This window comes from Streptomyces sp. NPDC006997 (assembly GCF_040635175.1).
GTDB lineage: Bacteria > Actinomycetota > Actinomycetes > Streptomycetales > Streptomycetaceae > Streptomyces.
Window position 1 is genome coordinate 148,155 of record NZ_JBEYHH010000008.1, and the last position, 16,653, is coordinate 164,807.

The following is a 16,653-nucleotide window of genomic DNA, read 5'->3' on the forward strand; positions in this document are numbered from 1 at the left end:
GCGTGACGCAACGTTTCCCCGCGGTTACCGAAGTGTTCCCGCGGGGTTGGCCGTACGGGTCAGCTCAGGCGCTCGATGACCATCGCCATGCCCTGGCCGCCGCCGACGCACATGGTCTCCAGGCCGAACTGCTTGTCGTGCCACTGCAGGGAGTTGATCAGCGTGCCGGTGATCCGGGCGCCGGTCATGCCGAAGGGGTGGCCGACGGCGATGGCGCCGCCGTTGACGTTCAGCTTCTCCAGCGGGATGCCGAGGTCGCGGTAGGAGGGGATGACCTGCGCGGCGAACGCCTCGTTGATCTCGACCAGGTCGATGTCGCCGATGCCGAGACCGGCGCGGGACAGCGCCTGCTGGGACGCCTCGACGGGGCCGTAGCCCATGATCTCCGGGGAGAGGCCGGAGACGCCGGTGGAGACGATCCGGGCCAGCGGGGTCAGGCCCAGCTCGCGCGCCTTGGTGTCGGACATGATCACCAGGGCGGCGGCGCCGTCGTTGAGCGGGCAGCAGTTGCCCGCGGTGACCAGGCCGTCGGGGCGGAAGACCGGCTTCAGGCCCGCGACGCCCTCCAGGGTGACCCCGGCGCGGGGACCGTCGTCCTTGCTGACCACGGTGGAGTCGGGCAGTGTGACCGGGGTGATCTCGCGCTCCCAGAAGCCGTTCTTGATGGCCTCCTCGGCGAGGTTCTGCGAGCGGACGCCGAACTCGTCCATGTCCTGGCGGGTGACGCCCTTGAGGCGGGCGAGGTTCTCGGCGGTCTGGCCCATCGCGATGTACGGGTCGGGCAGCAGGCCGTCCTCGCGCGGGTCGTGCCAGGAGGAGCCCTCGGACTGGGCGACCTCGGCGGTCCGGGCCTCGGCGTCGGCGAACAGCGGGTTGTGGGTGTCGGGCATCCCGTCGCTGGTGCCCTTGACGCTGCGCGAGACCATCTCGACACCGGCCGAGATGAAGACGTCGCCCTCGCCCGCCTTGATGGCGTGCAGCGCCATCCGCGAGGTCTGCAGCGACGAGGAGCAGTACCGGGTGATCGTGCAGCCCGGCAGGTGGTCCATGCCCATCTGTACGGCGACGATCCGGCCGAGGTTGTGGCCCTGCTCGCCGCCGGGCAGACCGCAGCCCAGCATCAGGTCGTCGATGTCCTTCGGGTCCAGCTCTGGGACCTTGGCGAGCGCCGCCTGGATGATCGTGGCGGTCAGGTCGTCGGGGCGCAGGTCCTTGAGTGAGCCCTTGAAGGCGCGGCCGATGGGGGAGCGGGCGGCTGAGACGATCACGGCTTCGGGCATCACGGCTCCAGACGACGACGGTAGGGCGTACGGGCGAAATTACCGGGAGGTAAGCGCTCGGTCACTGCCATTGTGGTGTGACACGGGCCTCTTTTCCAAGCGCTTGCTTAGACGCCTTCCGGTGAACTCCGCCTCGCGCGCTCACCGCCCCGCCGGGCCCGAGTCCACCGCGTCCAGGTCCGCCGTCGGCACCCGGCGCCGCCTGCGCCGCTTGAGCAGGGCCCAGGGACCGCGCGGGCCCGTGGGAAGGGCCGCGGCGACCTCCGTGCCCGCCTCCGAGGCGGCCTCCGCGGCGGCGCGGGCGACGGGCAGGAAGCCCTCGTGGCGGGCGGCGTCGGGACGCTCCTCCTCCGCGGGCCACAGGCCGAGCGCGGCGCACACGGTCGGCAGCACCGCCATCGCGGCGGTGGCGTAGCCCTCGGCGGAGGGGTGGTAGTTGTCCGGGCCGAACAGCTCGCGCGGGTTGGCCGCGAACTCCGGGCCCAGCAGGTCGCCCAGCGACACCGTGCGCCCGCCCTGCTCCACCACGCCGATCGTCTGCGCCGCCGCCAGCTGCCGCGAGGCCCGGCGCGCCAGCCAGCGCAGCGGCTGCTGCACCGGCTCGATGGTGCCCAGGTCGGGACAGGTGCCGACGACCACCTCGGCACCGGCGGTGCGCAGCCGCCGTACCGCCGTGGCCAGGCAGCGCACCGAACGGGTCGGCGGCATCCGGTGGGTGACGTCGTTGGCGCCGATCATGATCACGCAGATGTCGGGCACCCGGTCCTGGTCCGCCAGGGTCAGCGACACCTGCCGCTCCAGGTCGTCGGACCGGGCACCGGGCAGGGCCACGTTCCGCAGCCGGACCGGGCGCTCCGCGACCGCCGCGAGCCCCGACGCCAGCAGCGCGCCCGGCGTCTGGCTCGCCCGGTGGACGCCCTGGCCCGCGGCCGTGGAGTCGCCCAGCAGGGTCAGCAGCAGGGGAGGTTCGCCGGAGGTGGTGTAGGGATGGACGTACAGGCCGTTCGCGTTCGGCACGTGGACCGGGGTGCCGCCGCCGTTGCCCACCTGCCGCTTCGCCAGCCGCACCTCGGCCAGCACCAGTCCGACGGCCGCCGCGCCGGCCAGTCCGACACCGCCCCCGCCGTAGGCCGCACCGGCCGCGATGCGCCGGGCCACCCGTGCCCTCGACATCCTCGTCATGGGTCGGCGACACCTCCCTCCATAGCCGTACACCCTCTGCTTGCCCCGTACCGACGGTGCGTCAATCTCGACAGTCAGTGAACGGGCCCTCCGGCCCTTAGGCTGGCGGCACCCATCACGACCACTTCCCAAGCGGCGACCGGAGACAACGGTGCAGTTCCACGACTCGATGATCAGCCTCGTCGGCAACACCCCGCTGGTGCGGCTCAACCACGTCACCCAGGGCATCAGGGCGACCGTCCTGGCCAAGGTGGAGTACTTCAACCCGGGCGGGTCGGTGAAGGACCGCATCGCCCTGCGCATGATCGAGGCGGCCGAGCGGAGCGGCGAGCTGCGGCCCGGTGGCACGATCGTCGAGCCGACCAGCGGCAACACCGGCGTGGGGCTGGCGATCGTGGCCCAGCAGAAGGGCTACCACTGCATCTTCGTCTGCCCCGACAAGGTCTCCACCGACAAGATCAACGTGCTGCGGGCGTACGGCGCCGAGGTGGTCGTCTGCCCGACCGCCGTCGCCCCCGAGCACCCCGACTCCTACTACAACGTCTCCGACCGGCTGGTCCGCGAGACGCCCGGCGCCTGGAAGCCCGACCAGTACTCCAACCCGCACAACCCGCTCTCCCACTACCACTCCACCGGTCCCGAGCTGTGGGAGCAGACCGAGGGGAAGATCACCCACTTCGTGGCGGGCGTCGGCACCGGCGGCACCATCTCCGGCACCGGCCGCTACCTCAAGGAGGTCAGCGACGGACGCGTCCAGGTCGTCGGCGCCGACCCCGAGGGCTCCGTCTACTCCGGCGGCTCCGGACGGCCGTACCTCGTCGAGGGCGTCGGTGAGGACTTCTGGCCCACCGCCTACGACCGCGACGTCGCGGACGAGATCGTCGCCGTCTCCGACAAGGACTCCTTCCAGATGACCCGCCGCCTCGCCAAGGAGGAGGGCCTCCTGGTCGGCGGCTCCTGCGGCATGGCCGTCGTCGCCGCGCTGAAGGTCGCCGAACGGCTCGGCGAGGACGACGTGGTCGTCGTCCTGCTCCCGGACAGCGGGCGCGGCTACCTCAGCAAGATCTTCAACGACGAGTGGATGGCCGACTACGGCTTCCTGGAGGACGCCGGTCCCAGCGCCCGCGTCGCCGACGTCCTCGACGACAAGCAGGGCGGCGTACTGCCCTCCCTCGTCCACATGCACCCCGAGGAGACCGTCGGCCAGGCCATCGAGGTGCTGCGCGAGTACGGCGTCTCGCAGATGCCGGTCGTCAAGCCGGGCGCCGGGCACCCCGACGTGATGGCCGCCGAGGTCGTCGGGTCGGTCGTCGAACGCGAGCTGCTCGACGCGCTGTTCACCAGGCGGGCCTCCCTCGACGACCCGCTGGAGAAGCACCTGTCGGCCCCGCTGCCGCAGGTCGGCTCCGGTGAGCCGGTCGCGGACCTGATGTCCGTGCTCGGCACCGCGGACGCCGCGATCGTCCTCGTCGAGGGCAAGCCCACCGGCGTCATCAGCCGCCAGGACCTGCTGTCCTTCCTCGCCAAGACCGGTAAGTGACGGCGAACGTGCGGTGAACGGGCCGCGCGGGCGGCGGTCTTACGGCGCCCGCGGCCCGTCTGGTCTTCCCGGAAGTGGTACGAGCGCGTCACGTCCGCGCAGCACCCGCTTAACACGCGTCCGGCAGATTGGTGGGCGTCGGCAGGGCGGGAGCGGCTCCCCGCCCGGGCCGACACCGAACGGCGCCAAGGACCTCCGGAGCGGCTCCCGGACCTCCAAGGACGCCAAGGACGCGACGCCGGGCCCGCCCCGGCCGCGTCCCCCGCGGGGACCGCCGTCGTCCCGCCCCCCGTCCTACGGGGGTGCGGCGGTCCCCGCGCGCACTCTTCGCGCCTGAACCGGCGCCGCTTTCGCGGACCTGGTGCGCTGGGTCGTGGTTGCTCAATTGACGGTGGCGGTCGTGGTCGCTTTCCCACTTGCCAGCATGGTCAGGCGGTCCGCCGTCTCCGTGTCCTCTTCCGGGACGTAGGTGACGATCGTCTGGTCCGGGGACGTGGGGATCGTCAGGGTCTCGTAGGGGAGCGTCAGCAGGCCCGTGACCGGGTGGCGGAGGCGTTTGACGCCGGTGTCGCAGGGGCGGACCGCGTGGTCCTCCCACATCCGGCGGAACTCCTCGCTGCGCGCCGACACGTCCGCCACCCGGTGGCCGACCAGCGCGTGGACGAGTGGCGGCGGATGCTCGACACCAACGTCACCGGAGTGCTGCGGGTCACCGGCGCGTTCAGCGACGACCTGGTGCGGGCGGCGGCGGACGGCCGTACCGCCGACATCGTCAACGTGTCGTCCATCGGCGCGCACGTGGTCTTCCCCGACTACGCCGTCTACAGCGCCAGCAAGGCCGCCGTCACCCATCTCTCGCAGGTCCTGCGCACCGAGTACGGGCCGCGGGACGTCCGGGTCACCAACGTCGAGCCGGGGTTCGTCGAGAGCGAGCTGATCGACCGGATCGAGGACGGGCGGCTGGCGCGGGAGGTCGGCGCCATGCGGGACGCCGTCGGCGCGCTGTCCGCCGGGGAACTGGCCGACGTCGTCGCGTACACGGTGAGCAGGCCGCGCCGGGTCAACCTGCGGCAGATCGTCGTCCTGCCGACCCGGCAGGTGTGAGACCGGGGGCGCGCGGGGGAGGTCAGTCCTCCCAGGCGTCGCCGTCCCGGCGGGCGGCGCGGTGGCGGCCGAACAGGCCCGGGTGTGTGCGGGCCGCCTGGACGGCGTTGACGCCCACGATGCCCGCCCACGCCACCAGCAGACCGGGCAGGCCCGCGACGCCGCCGCCGATGCCGGACAGCGGGACGGCCAGCACCAGCGAGACGATGCCGAAGCCGAACCGCTCCCCCCAGGTGTCCGTCGGCTTCGGCGACCGCGCGTCGCGGGCCACCACCATCTGCTGCTCGGCGAGCTGCCGCCGCACCCGGCGGTCGACCGTGGCGTCCATGCGCTGGTCGAGCTTCTCCAGGAAGGACTCCACCAGCGCGGAGTCGTAGTCGTCGCCCAGGTCCCTGCGTGCCCGCAGGGTGGCGTCGAGGTCCTTCTTCAGGTCGGTGTCCCGCGCGTCCATTCCGCTCATGCCCCCACGGTAGGAAACCGGCGCCGACGGCCGCACTGGGGTTAGCCCCCCTGTTTGCCTGGGGTCACCTGCCGTAGCGGCGCTCCCGGGCGGCGTACGAGCGCAGCGCGCGCAACAGGTCCACCTGCCGGAAGGCGGGCCACAGGACGTCCACGAAGTGCACCTCCGCGTACGCGGACTGCCAGAGCAGGAAGCCCGACAGCCGCTGCTCGCCGGAGGTGCGGATGATGAAGTCGGCGTCGTGGCGGGACGAGTACAGGTTGTCGGAGATGTGCTGGAGGTCGAAGACCTCGGCCAGCTGCCGCGGGTCCCCGCCGGAGGCGATGTGCTTGTCGAAGGCGGTCCGGACCGCGTCGATGATCTCGCGGCGCCCGCCGTAGCCGACCGCCACGTCCACCTTGAGGCCCGTCCGGCCGCTGGTGCGCGAGGCGGCGGACTTCAGGGACCGCGCGGTGTCGTCGGGCAGCAGGTCGGCGGCGCCGATGATCTCGACCCGCCAGTCCTCGTCGGCGGCGCAGACGCTCGCCACGGTCTCCTCGATGATGCCGAGCAGCGGGCCGAGCTGGTCCGGCGGCCGGTGCAGGTTGTCGTCGGAGAGCATCCACAGGGTGACCTGCTCGATGCCCGCCGCGTCGCACCAGCGCAGGAACTCGCCGACCTTGGCGCCGCCGACCCGGTAGCCCTCCCGGACGTCGTCGTGCCCGGTGCCGCGGGCCCACCGGCGGTTGCCGTCCAGCATGATGGCGACGTGCCGGGGGCGCGGTCTGCCCTCCAGGGCGCGCGTCAGGCGCCTGACGTACAGGGCCTCAAGCGCCGAGCGGAGCGCCTTCAGTGCCACCGCCATCCCCCTTCGCCCTCGGTCCGCGGTGCGTCAGCGTCACGGTAACCTCCGTCGCCCGCACAGGTGTTGGGGCGGTGACGGGCTCAAGCGGAGCTGCGGCGCTTCTCCAGCCGGACGCCAGAGGATGACGGCGATCCGGGCACGAGGAAGGGAACCCACGGTGGACAGCGTCAAGGTCGCGATCATCTACTACAGCGCCACGGGGAACGTGCACGCCCTGGCGCAGGCCGTCGCCGAGGGCGCGGAGAAGGCGGGTGCCGAGGTACGGCTGCGCAGGGCCGCCGAGACGGCGCCGCAGGAGGCCGTCGACAGCCGCCCGGAGTGGGCCCGGCACCTGAAGGACACCGCCGACATCCCCCGGCCGAGCCTCGACGACCTGGAGTGGGCCGACGTGGTGCTGCTCGGCACGCCCACCCGCTTCGGCAACCCGGCCAGCCAGCTGCGGGCGTTCATGGAGACCACCGGGCCCCTGTGGTTCAAGGGCGCGCTCGCGGGCAAGGTGTACTCGGCCTTCACCGCCTCCAACACCGCCCACGGCGGGCAGGAGTCCACCATCCTGGCGCTGGCGAACACCTTCTACCACTGGGGCGGCATCATCGTGCCGCCCGGCTACACCGACCCCGTCCAGTTCAAGTCGGGCAACCCCTACGGCACCTCCCACGTGGCGGGCGAGGGCGCGCCCGGCGACGTCGCCCTGGAGGCGGCCCGCCACCAGGCCCGCCGCGCGGTGCAGATCGCGGCGGCGCTGAAGGCGGGCCGCGCGGGCTGACGCCGCGCGTCCGCCACGCTGCCACTCCGCCACGCTGCCACTCCGCCACGCTGCCACTCCGCCGCGCTGCCACTCCGCCACGGCGTGACGCTGCCACTCCGCCACGGCGTGGCGCCAGGCCGCCACGCCGCCCACGGCCGGTCCCGCCGCCGTCACCGTCTCTCCGCGCCCGCCCTCCCGGGCGCGGAGTTCTTTCCTCCGCTTGCTCGGCTGCATGACTCCATGCAGAGTTCTGCTGGAGTGAATGGGGCGTGTGGGCGGAGAGGGGCTGCGGGCTGTGTCTCATACGGTTCGTGCGGTGGGCGGGGCCGGGGTGCCCGCGGCGCGGGTCCCGGGGGACGTCGTCGTGCTCGACGGGGCCGGGCTCTCCGCCGCCGACGTCGTACGGCTCGCCGACGGGGCCGCGCGCCCGGTCCCCGCGCCGGACGGGATGCGCCGCGCCGAGCTCTCCTGGCACACCGCCCGGCGGCTCGCCGTCACCGGCCGGGTCTACGGCCGCTCCACCGGCGTCGGCGCCAACCGCTCCGTGCCGGTGCCGACCGAGGCCGCCGCCGGGCACGGACTGCGGCTGCTGCGCAGCCACGCCGGGGGCATCGGCGAGGAACTGCCCGCCCGGCAGGTCCGCGCCATGCTCGCCGTCCGCGCCAACCAGATCCTCGCGGGCGGCGCCGGACTGCGGCCCAGCGTCGTCACCGCGCTCTGCGAGGCGCTGACCAACGGCGCCCACCCCGTCGTCAACGAGTACGGCTCGGTCGGCACCGGCGACATCGCCGCCCTCGCCCAGGCGGGACTCGCCCTCGCCGGTGAGCACCCCTGGCACGGCACCGGCGCCCCGCCGCCCCAGCCGCTCGACAACAACGACGCCCTCGCCCTGATCAGCAGCAACGCCCTCACCCTCGGCCAGGCCGCACTCGCCCTGCGCGAGCTGCGCGGCCTGCTCGCCGCCACCGAGGTCGTCGCCGCGCTGTCCCTGCTCGCCGTCGACGGCTCCCACGAGCCCTACGCCGCCCCCGTGCACGCCGCCCGACCGCACCGCGGCAGTGCCGAGGCCGCCCGCCGGATGCGCGCCCTGATCGGCGCCGCCGACCGCCCGCAGCCACCGCTCGGCCGCATCCAGGACCCGTACGGCTTCCGCTGCCTGCCCCAGATACACGGCCCCGCCCTCGACGCCGCCGACACCCTGGACGACGTCATCGCCGTCGAGATCAACGCCGCCGCCGAGAACCCCCTGATCTCCGCCGAGGACCAGGCCGCCTACCACCACGGCGGCTTCTACCAGGCCCAGCTCGCCCTCGCCCTGGACCACTTCCGGCTCGCCCTGACGCAGGTCGCCCGGCTGTCCACGGCCCGGCTCTCCACCCTCAACGAGCCCGCCTTCACCCGGCTGCGGCCCTTCCTCGCCGACCACGAACCCGCCGCGTCCGGCGTGATGATCCTGGAGTACTCGGCCGCCGCCGCCCTCGGTGACCTGCGTGCCTGCTCCGCGCCCGCCTCCCTCGGCCACGCCGTGCTCTCCCGGGGCGTCGAGGAACAGGCCAGCTTCGCCTCACTCGCCGCCCGCCAGACCCTGCGCGCCTGCGCCGCCTACCGGCTCGTCGTCGGCTGCGAACTCGTCGCCGCCGTACGGGCGCTGCGCCAGCGCGAGCTGCGGCCCGGCCCGAAGCCGCCGGTGGGGCGGGCGCTGGCCCTCGCCGAGCAGGTACTCGACGGGGACTGGGCCGACCGGCCACTCACGGACGACGTGACGGCCGCGGCCCGACTGCTCGACCGGTTCACGGACATCCACAGGGGGAGCACCACACCATGACCGGCACCGACCGCCGTGACGAGAGCCCCGCGGACAGCCCCGCCGCCCGGCTCCAGACCCTCTTCGAAGGGCACCGGCTCACCCCCACCCAGCGGCGCATCGCCCACCACATGGTGCGCCGCGCCGCCGACGTGCCCTTCCTGTCCAGCGTGGAACTGGCCGAACTCGCCGGGGTCAGCCAGCCGTCCGTGACCCGCTTCGCCGTCGCCCTCGGCTTCGACGGCTACCCCGCGCTGCGCCGGCACCTGCGCGAGGTCGCGCCCGCCGAACAGACGAGACCGGCCGCTCAGTTCAACGCCTACCAGCAGGCCGTCGAGTCCGAGATCGAGAACCTGCGCCTCCTCGCCGCCCTCCTCGCCGACCCGCGCCCCGTACGCCGGGCGGGCGCGCTGCTCGCCGCCTCCCGCCCGCTGCCGGTGCTCGGGCTGCGCGCCGCCGCCGCCCAGGCGTACGGCTTCGCCTACTTCGCCGCCAAGGTCCACCCCGACGTCCGGCTGTTCCACGAGGGCGGCACGATGGTCCAGGACCGGATCGACGGCGCCGTCCGCGCGGGCGCCTCCGCGCTGCTCTGCTTCGCCCTGCCCCGGCACCCGCGCGAGGTCCTCGACACCCTCGGCTACGCCAAGGAGGCCGGACTGACCGTCGTCACCGTCGCCGACTCGGCGTTCGCGCCGGTCGCCAAGGTCTCCGACGTGCTGCTGCCCGCCGCCGTCGGCACCGGCCTCGCCTTCGACACCGCCTGCGCCCCGATGCTGCTCGGCCGGGTCCTGCTGGAGGCGATGTGCGACGACCTGCCGGAGGCGCAGGCCCGCCTGGAGGAGTTCGACGCACGGGCGGCGGCACGGGGCTTGTTCGTGGAGTAGCCCGTGGAGTAAATCGTGGGGTAGTCCGTGGGCTGGTGGGGCGTGCCCGGGGCGACGTCCGGGGCGCGCGTCTTTCTCAGACGCGTCTCACGTTCGCTCGTTACCCTGCCTGCCCGACAGGACTGCGCAGATGACGGATGCACGGATGTGCTGGGCGACGAGGAGGCGGATCGTGGCGCGCGGAGGTCAGGGACTGGCTCGGGTGGCGGTCGTCGTACGGGCCGGGGCGGCGCCGATGTGGTGGCTCGGCGTGGCCGCGGCCGGGATCGGCGTGGCGGTGCCGGGTGTCACCGGGCGCCGGATCGGGGTGCTCGCCGGAGCGGCCCTCCTCATCGTGGTGGCCGTCGCGGTCGCCCTGCCGCGCCGCGGGCGGTACGCCGCCCTCGCCAAGGGCGCCGCCCGCGCGGGCCGCAACGACGTCCTCCAGGACCGCGCGGTCACCGCCCGCACCTGGCACCGCGGTCACCGCTGGTGGCTCCTGCTCGCCTTCCTCGCCGCCCTCGGCAGCGCCTTCGCGGTGCCCGCGGCGGGCGGCATGGCGCTGGCGGGCGCCGGGGTGGGGCTGTGGCTGAAGGCCGCGTGGCTCGGCCGCCGGGAGCGCGCCGCCGAGGAACTGCTGTGGGTCCGCGTGGACTGGCTCGACCGCCGCGGCGGCAACCCCACGGGCAAGCCGGTCAAGGCGTACCGCAGCACCGGCATCGCGGCCGGTGACGCCATCCCGGGCGGCCGACGCCGGAAGCCGACGGCGGCGCTGGTCTGACGGGGACGCGGAGGCGTTCTCGGGAACGCCGAGGCGCTTTTCGGAGGCGCGGAGGGGTTTTCAGGGGGCGTTGAGGCGTTTTCAGGGGGGCGCACTGAGGCGCCTTGGCTTGGCGACGCGGGACGCGGCAGGTGCCCCAGGGGCGCGGGGAACTGCGCGACAAGCCACGACGCACCGGCACCGGACCACCGCGCCCGCGCCCCCCACCGCCCCGCTAGGCCAACCCCGTAAGCGCCCCACCGTGCGCCCCGCCGGCCTCGGCGACGATCTCCCGCACCGACTGCTCCTCCCGCACCACGGCGAACACGACCTGCCCGCTCCCGTCCGGAGCGAACCCGTGGATACCCGGCCGCGCCAGCGAGTTGTACGCGTAGTGGTGCGCGAAGTAGTACGCCCCGGTGTCCAGCGCCGTCACATAGTCCCCCGGCTCCAGCAGCGGCAGCGCACGCCCCTCGGCCAGCAGGTCCCCCGCGAAACAGGCGGGCCCGGCCACGTCCTGCACCACGTCCGGCCCCGCCTTCGGCCGCCCCTTGGCGTCGTACGCGCCGATCCGCAGCGGCCACGCACCCGGCACGTACACCGTCCTGGTGGCGACCTGCACGCCCGCGTGGGTGACGGCGACCGGCCGCCCGCCCGCGCTCTTGGTGTACTCGACCCGCGCCACCACCGTGCCGTGCTTCGCCAGCAGCGACCGCCCGAACTCGGTCACCAGCCCGTACCGCCCGTCGAACAGCCCCGGCACCGTCTCCCGCAGCAGCCGCGCGTAGTCGGCGTACGTCGGCGCCGTCGCCTCCGAGGAGAAGTTCACCGGCAGTCCGCCGCCGATGTCGACGGTGTCGATCTGCTGCCGTCCGAGCCGCTGGTTGATCTCCTCGGCGAGTTCGTACGTCCGCGCCACCCCCTGCGCCATCAGCGGCAGCGCGATGCCCTGCGAGCCGGTGTGCGCGTGCAGCCGCCGCAGCCACGGCCGCTCCTGGTACGCCCGTATGACCCACTCCCGCGCGCCCTCGTCCCGCAGCGCCACCCCGAACTTCGACGTCGCCGTCGCCGTCGACAGCGCCTCGATGGAACCGCCGCCGACCTGCGGGTTCACCCGGAGCCCGATCGGGGACCGGCTCGGCGCCGACCGCATCAGGGCGTCGATGCGGTCCAGCTCCTGCGGGTTGTCCGCGTTGACGGCGATGCCCAGCGCCAGCGCCTCCCGCAGCTCGGCCGGGGTCTTGGCGGGCGAGTCCAGCACCGTCCGCTCCGGCGGCAGCCCCGCCGCGCGGGCCAGCGCCAGCTCACCGGGGCTCGCCACCTCCGCGCCCAGGCCGGTGTCGCGCAGCAGCCGCAGCACCGGCACCAGCGGGGTCGCCTTCACCGCGAAGGCGTGCAGCACCGGCGTGCCGGGCGCGGTGACCTCGTCGAACGCCGCCCGCAGCGCCGCCGCCGAGGCGCGGATGCCGGGGACGTCGAGCAGGCCGACGATCGGGTTGTCCGGCCCGACCAGCCCCTGTTCCACGGCGGCCCGCACCGCCTCGTCGCGCCGGGCCGCCCGCTCGGCTGCTTCCACGTCCGTGCCTGTTTCGTGCGTCATGCGTTCAGCCAAACATCCACCGGGCGGCCCGTGCCGCACCGCCCCCCGTATTGACTAGCTCTATTCATCAGCCCAGGATGTGAATAGAGTCCGCAACAGTCGCCAGAGTCCACCACCATCCCTCCCGGGAGGCCGTTCATGTCAGGACCCCGACCCGTCCGAGCCCCGCGCGGTACGGAACCGAGCGCCCTGGGATGGCCGCAGGAGGCCGCCCTGCGGATGCTCCAGAACAACCTGGACCCGGAGGTCGCCGAGCACCCGGACAAGCTCGTCGTCTACGGCGGCACCGGCAAGGCCGCCCGCGACTGGCGCTCCTTCGACGCGATGGTGCGCACCCTGAAGACCCTCAAGCGGGACGAGACCATGCTCGTCCAGTCCGGCCGCCCCGTCGGCGTGATGCAGACCCACGAGTGGGCCCCGCGCGTCCTCATCGCCAACTCCAACCTCGTCGGCGACTGGGCCACCTGGGAGGAGTTCCGCCGCCTGGAGGCCCTCGGCCTGACCATGTACGGGCAGATGACCGCCGGTTCCTGGATCTACATCGGCACCCAGGGCATCCTCCAGGGCACCTACGAGACGTTCGCCGCCGTCGCCGCCAAGAAGTTCGGCGGCACCCTCGCCGGGACGATCACCCTCACCGCCGGACTCGGCGGCATGGGCGGCGCCCAGCCCCTCGCCGTCACCATGAACGACGGCGTCGCGATCTGCGTCGACTGCGACCCCCGCGCCATCGAGCGCCGCATCGAACACCGCTACCTCGACGTCAGGGCCGACTCCCTCGACGAGGCCCTGCGCCTGGCCGTGGAGGCCCGGGACGCCCGCCGCCCGCTCTCCGTCGGCGTCCTCGGCAACGCCGCCGAACTGGTCCCCCGGCTCCTCGCGATGGACGCCCCCATCGACATCGTCACCGACCAGACCTCCGCCCACGACCCCCTCGCCTACCTGCCGGCCGGCCTCGCCTTCGAGGACATGGCCGACGCCGCCGCCAAGGACCCCGCCGGGTTCACCGTGCGCGCCCGGGAGTCCATGGCCCGGCACGTCGAGGCGATGGTCGGCTTCCAGGACGCCGGTGCCGAGGTCTTCGACTACGGCAACTCCATCCGCGGCGAGGCCCAGCTCGCCGGGTACGACCGCGCCTTCGCCTTCCCCGGCTTCGTGCCCGCCTACATCCGGCCCCTCTTCTGCGAGGGCAAGGGCCCCTTCCGCTGGGCCGCGCTCTCCGGCGACCCCGCCGACATCCACAAGACCGACCGGGCGATCCTCGACCTCTTCCCCGAGAACGAGTCCCTGGCCCGCTGGATCAGGCTGGCGGGCGAACGCGTCCACTTCCAGGGCCTGCCCGCGCGCATCTGCTGGCTCGGCTACGGGGAACGGGACCGTGCCGGTGAGCGCTTCAACGACATGGTCGCCTCCGGTGAGCTGGCCGCGCCGATCGTCATCGGCCGCGACCACCTCGACTGCGGCTCCGTCGCCTCCCCCTACCGGGAGACCGAGGCGATGCTCGACGGCTCCGACGCGATCGCCGACTGGCCGCTGCTGAACGCCATGGTCAACGTGGCCTCCGGGGCGTCCTGGGTCTCCCTCCACCACGGCGGCGGCGTCGGCATGGGCCGCTCCCTGCACGCCGGGCAGGTGACGGTGGCCGACGGGACGGCCCTCGCGGGCGAGAAGATCCGCCGGGTGCTGACGAACGACCCCGGCATGGGCGTCATCCGCCACGTCGACGCCGGGTACGACATCGCGGAGTCGGTGGCGGGGGAGCGGGGCGTGCGGGTGCCGATGCGGGAAGGTGACGGCGCGTGAGCTTCCACCGCATGTGGGCGGAGCTGCTGCCGGTGGGCCGCAGCGCCGCCTCCGGTGGCTACCGCCGCTACGCCTGGACCGGACCCGACGCCGAGTGCCGGGCCTGGTTCCGGGAGCAGGCCGAGACGCGCGGGCTGGCCTACGAGGTCGACCGGAACGGCAACCAGTGGGCCTGGCTCGGCGACCCCGCCGCCGGGGACACCGTCGTCACCGGCTCGCACCTGGACTCCGTGCCGGACGGCGGGGCCTTCGACGGGCCGCTCGGCGTCGTCTCCGCGTTCGCCGCGCTGGACGAACTGCGCGGCCGGGACGTGCCCTTCGGCAAGCCCTTCGGCATCGTCAACTTCGGCGACGAGGAAGGCGCCCGCTTCGGCCTCGCCTGCGTCGGCTCCCGCCTCGCCGCCGGACACCTCACCGTCGACCAGGCCCACCGCCTCACCGACGGCGACGGCGTGACCCTCCCCCAGGCCATGGCGTCCGCCGGGTACGACCCCGACGCCATCGGCCCCGACCCCGAACGGCTCGCCCACATCGGCGCGTTCGTCGAACTCCACGTCGAACAGGGCCGCGCGCTGGACCTGTCCGGCGACCAGGTCGGCCTGGCCAGCGCCATCTGGCCGCACGGCCGGTGGCGGTTCGACTTCCGGGGCGAGGCCAACCACGCCGGGACGACCCGGCTGGCGGACCGCCGCGACCCGATGCTGCCGTACGCCGAGACCGTGCTCGCCGCGCGGTCCGAGGCGCGGCTCGCCGGTGCCGTCGCCACCTTCGGCAAGATCGCCGTCGAGCCGAACGGCGTCAACGCCGTCCCCTCCCTGGTCCGCGGCTGGCTCGACTCCCGCGCCGCCGACCAGACCACCCTGGACACCGTCGTCACCGGCGTCGAGCGGGCCGCCCGCGACCACGCCGCCGCGCACGGCGTCGACGTGGAGGTGGTCCGCGAGTCCTTCACCCCCGTCGTCGAGTTCGACCACGCCCTGCGCGACGAACTGGCCCGCGTCCTCGGCCGGGACACCGACCTCAAGGTCCCCGTCCTCGGCACGGGCGCCGGGCACGACGCCGGGATCCTCTCCGGCACCGTCCCGACCGCCATGCTGTTCGTACGCAACCCCACCGGCGTCTCCCACTCCCCGGCCGAGCACGCGACCGAGGACGACTGCGTCGCCGGGGTACTCGCCCTCGCCGACGCACTGGAAGGACTGCTCCGCACGTGACGCACCCGACCACCCGGACGGCCCCCGCCGCCCGGAGCACCTACTGGCTGGAGCACGCCTGGCTCGGCACCCACGTCGAGCCCGGCGTCGTCGTGGAGACCGACGACGGCCGCGTCACCGCCGTCCACCGGGAGCGCCCCGCCCCGCCGCCCGGCGCCGAGATCCTGCGCGGCCTCACCCTCCCGGGCCTGGCCAACGCCCACTCCCACGCCTTCCACCGCGCCCTGCGCGGCACCGTCCAGGTCGGCGGCGGCACGGGTTCACCTCCGCTCGCGCGGAGGAACGGGGAAGGCACGGAGCGGGCCCCGGAATCATTCTGGGCTTGGCGCGACGTGATGTACGCGGTAGCCGAGAGGCTCACACCGGAGACCTACTACTCCCTCGCGCGTGCGACGTACGCCGAGATGGCCCTCGCCGGCATCACCGCCGTGGGCGAGTTCCACTACCTCCACCACGCCCCCGGCGGCACCCCCTACGCCGACCCCAACGCGATGGGCGAGGCCCTCATCGAGGCCGCCGCCGAAGCCGGGATCCGCATCACCCTCCTCGACACCTGCTACCTGTCCTCCGGCTTCGGGCAGCCGCCCAGCACCCCCCAGCTCCGCTTCTCCGACCGCACGGCCGACGCCTGGGCGCAACGCTGTTCAGTTCTCAAGGACCGGGATCACGCACGGATCGGGGCGGCGATCCACTCCGTACGGGCCGTGCCCGCCGACCAACTCGCCACCGTCGCCCACTGGGCCGGGGAACGGCGGGCCCCGCTGCATGTGCACCTGTCCGAGCAGACCGCCGAGAACGACGCCTGCCAGGCCGCCCACGGCCGCACCCCCACCCGGCTCCTCGCCGACCACGGCGTCCTCGGACCGCGCACCACCGGCGTCCACAACACGCACCTCACCAGCGAGGACATCGCCCTGATCGGCGGCAGCGGCACCGGCACCTGTATGTGCCCGACGACCGAACGGGACCTCGCGGACGGCATCGGACCGGCCGCCGCCCTCCAGCGGGCGGGCTCCCCGCTCTCCCTCGGCTCCGACAGCCACGCCGTCATCGACCTGCTCGAAGAGGCCCGCGCCATGGAACTGAACGAGCGCCTGCGCACCCGCGCCCGGGGCCACTGGCCCGCGGCGGCCCTGCTGCGCGCCGCCTCCGCCGACGGACACGCCGCCCTCGGCTGGCCGGACGCCGGGACCATCGGACCCGGTGCCCGCGCCGACCTGACGACCCTCGCCCTCGACTCGGTCAGAACAGCGGGGCCAGCGCCACGGCTCGGCGCCGAGACGGCCGTATTCGCCGCGACAGCGGCGGACGTACGGCACACGGTCGTCGGAGGGCGGCACGTCGTGCGCGACGGGGCCCACACCCTCGTACCGGACGTGCCGCGAGCGCTCGCGCGGGCCGTGGAAGCCCTGCGCGCCTGACGACCCCCACCCGCCCGGCCACCCCCGAGG

14 protein-coding genes and 1 pseudogene are annotated in these 16,653 nt (G+C 74.0%); 9 read left to right on the top strand and 6 right to left on the bottom strand.

The features are described 5' to 3' along the window. Nucleotides 1-59 precede the first annotated feature (59 nt). Together ABZ659_RS10590 and ABZ659_RS10595 are read right to left on the bottom strand one after the other, a co-directional pair. A complete protein-coding gene (locus ABZ659_RS10590; RefSeq protein WP_360216111.1) occupies nucleotides 60-1,280 on the bottom strand; it encodes an acetyl-CoA C-acetyltransferase in 1,221 nt (406 codons plus the stop codon). Nucleotides 1,281-1,421: 141 nt separating this feature from the next. Then, nucleotides 1,422-2,462 carry an SGNH/GDSL hydrolase family protein gene (locus tag ABZ659_RS10595; RefSeq protein ID WP_360216114.1) on the bottom strand — a complete coding sequence of 347 codons (1,041 nt, stop codon included), beginning with the start codon at nucleotides 2,460-2,462 and terminating at the stop codon, nucleotides 1,422-1,424. 151 nt (nucleotides 2,463-2,613) lie between these two features. Here ABZ659_RS10595 and ABZ659_RS10600 point away from each other — a divergent pair, with 151 nt between their 5' ends. Then, nucleotides 2,614-4,002, top strand: coding sequence for a cystathionine beta-synthase (locus tag ABZ659_RS10600; RefSeq protein WP_360216117.1), 1,389 nt, complete (start codon nucleotides 2,614-2,616; stop codon nucleotides 4,000-4,002). A 381-nt stretch (nucleotides 4,003-4,383) separates the two neighbouring features. Here the strand turns inward: ABZ659_RS10600 and ABZ659_RS10605 are convergent, their stop codons facing one another. Beyond that, nucleotides 4,384-4,632: a hypothetical protein gene (locus ABZ659_RS10605; protein ID WP_360216120.1), complete on the bottom strand. Its 249-nt coding sequence runs from the start codon at nucleotides 4,630-4,632 to the stop codon at nucleotides 4,384-4,386. Here ABZ659_RS10605 and ABZ659_RS10610 point away from each other — a divergent pair. Beyond that, nucleotides 4,633-5,106, top strand: a pseudogene (locus ABZ659_RS10610) (SDR family NAD(P)-dependent oxidoreductase); the annotation flags it as partial. A 22-nt stretch (nucleotides 5,107-5,128) separates the two neighbouring features. On the opposite strand, the gene ABZ659_RS10615 reads toward ABZ659_RS10610, so the two are convergent. Next, complete coding sequence (locus ABZ659_RS10615; protein ID WP_360216123.1) at nucleotides 5,129-5,566, bottom strand: hypothetical protein; 438 nt, start codon at nucleotides 5,564-5,566, stop codon at nucleotides 5,129-5,131. A 64-nt stretch (nucleotides 5,567-5,630) separates the two neighbouring features. Then, nucleotides 5,631-6,398, bottom strand: a complete 768-nt coding sequence (locus ABZ659_RS10620) for an isoprenyl transferase (protein WP_360216341.1) — start codon at nucleotides 6,396-6,398, stop codon at nucleotides 5,631-5,633. A gap of 133 nt (nucleotides 6,399-6,531) precedes the next feature. Here ABZ659_RS10620 and wrbA point away from each other — a divergent pair, with 133 nt between their 5' ends. The 4 genes from wrbA (at nucleotide 6,532) to ABZ659_RS10640 (ending at nucleotide 10,606) form a co-directional block, all read left to right on the top strand. After that, nucleotides 6,532-7,176, top strand: a complete 645-nt coding sequence (gene wrbA / locus ABZ659_RS10625; RefSeq protein WP_360216126.1) for an NAD(P)H:quinone oxidoreductase — start codon at nucleotides 6,532-6,534, stop codon at nucleotides 7,174-7,176. 298 nt (nucleotides 7,177-7,474) lie between these two features. Then, complete coding sequence (locus ABZ659_RS10630) at nucleotides 7,475-8,983, top strand: aromatic amino acid ammonia-lyase (protein WP_360216129.1); 1,509 nt, start codon at nucleotides 7,475-7,477, stop codon at nucleotides 8,981-8,983. Further along, a complete protein-coding gene (locus tag ABZ659_RS10635) occupies nucleotides 8,980-9,846 on the top strand; it encodes a MurR/RpiR family transcriptional regulator (RefSeq protein ID WP_360216132.1) in 867 nt (288 codons plus the stop codon). The genes ABZ659_RS10630 and ABZ659_RS10635 overlap by 4 nt, the downstream gene beginning before the upstream one ends. Nucleotides 9,847-10,018: 172 nt before the next feature. Next, nucleotides 10,019-10,606: a hypothetical protein gene (locus ABZ659_RS10640; RefSeq protein ID WP_360216135.1), complete on the top strand. Its 588-nt coding sequence runs from the start codon at nucleotides 10,019-10,021 to the stop codon at nucleotides 10,604-10,606. Nucleotides 10,607-10,820: 214 nt separating this feature from the next. Here ABZ659_RS10640 and ABZ659_RS10645 read toward each other — a convergent pair whose 3' ends face one another. Then, entirely contained in the window at nucleotides 10,821-12,185 is a 1,365-nt protein-coding gene (locus ABZ659_RS10645) for a diaminopimelate decarboxylase (protein WP_360216138.1), read from the bottom strand. Between the two features lie 138 nt (nucleotides 12,186-12,323). On the opposite strand from ABZ659_RS10645, the gene hutU reads away from it, so the two are divergent. The 3 genes from hutU to ABZ659_RS10660 are packed head-to-tail and all read left to right on the top strand — an operon-like array spanning nucleotide 12,324 to nucleotide 16,623. After that, a complete protein-coding gene (gene hutU / locus ABZ659_RS10650; RefSeq protein ID WP_360216141.1) occupies nucleotides 12,324-13,988 on the top strand; it encodes a urocanate hydratase in 1,665 nt (554 codons plus the stop codon). Next, nucleotides 13,985-15,202 (top strand): allantoate amidohydrolase, encoded by a 1,218-nt coding sequence (locus ABZ659_RS10655; protein ID WP_360216144.1) that lies wholly within the window; start codon nucleotides 13,985-13,987, stop codon nucleotides 15,200-15,202. Before hutU ends, ABZ659_RS10655 begins: the two co-directional genes overlap by 4 nt. Further along, on the top strand, nucleotides 15,199-16,623 hold the full coding sequence (locus ABZ659_RS10660; RefSeq protein ID WP_360216147.1) for a formimidoylglutamate deiminase: 1,425 nt from the start codon (nucleotides 15,199-15,201) through the stop codon (nucleotides 16,621-16,623). Before ABZ659_RS10655 ends, ABZ659_RS10660 begins: the two co-directional genes overlap by 4 nt. The last annotated feature ends 30 nt before the right edge of the window (nucleotides 16,624-16,653 follow it).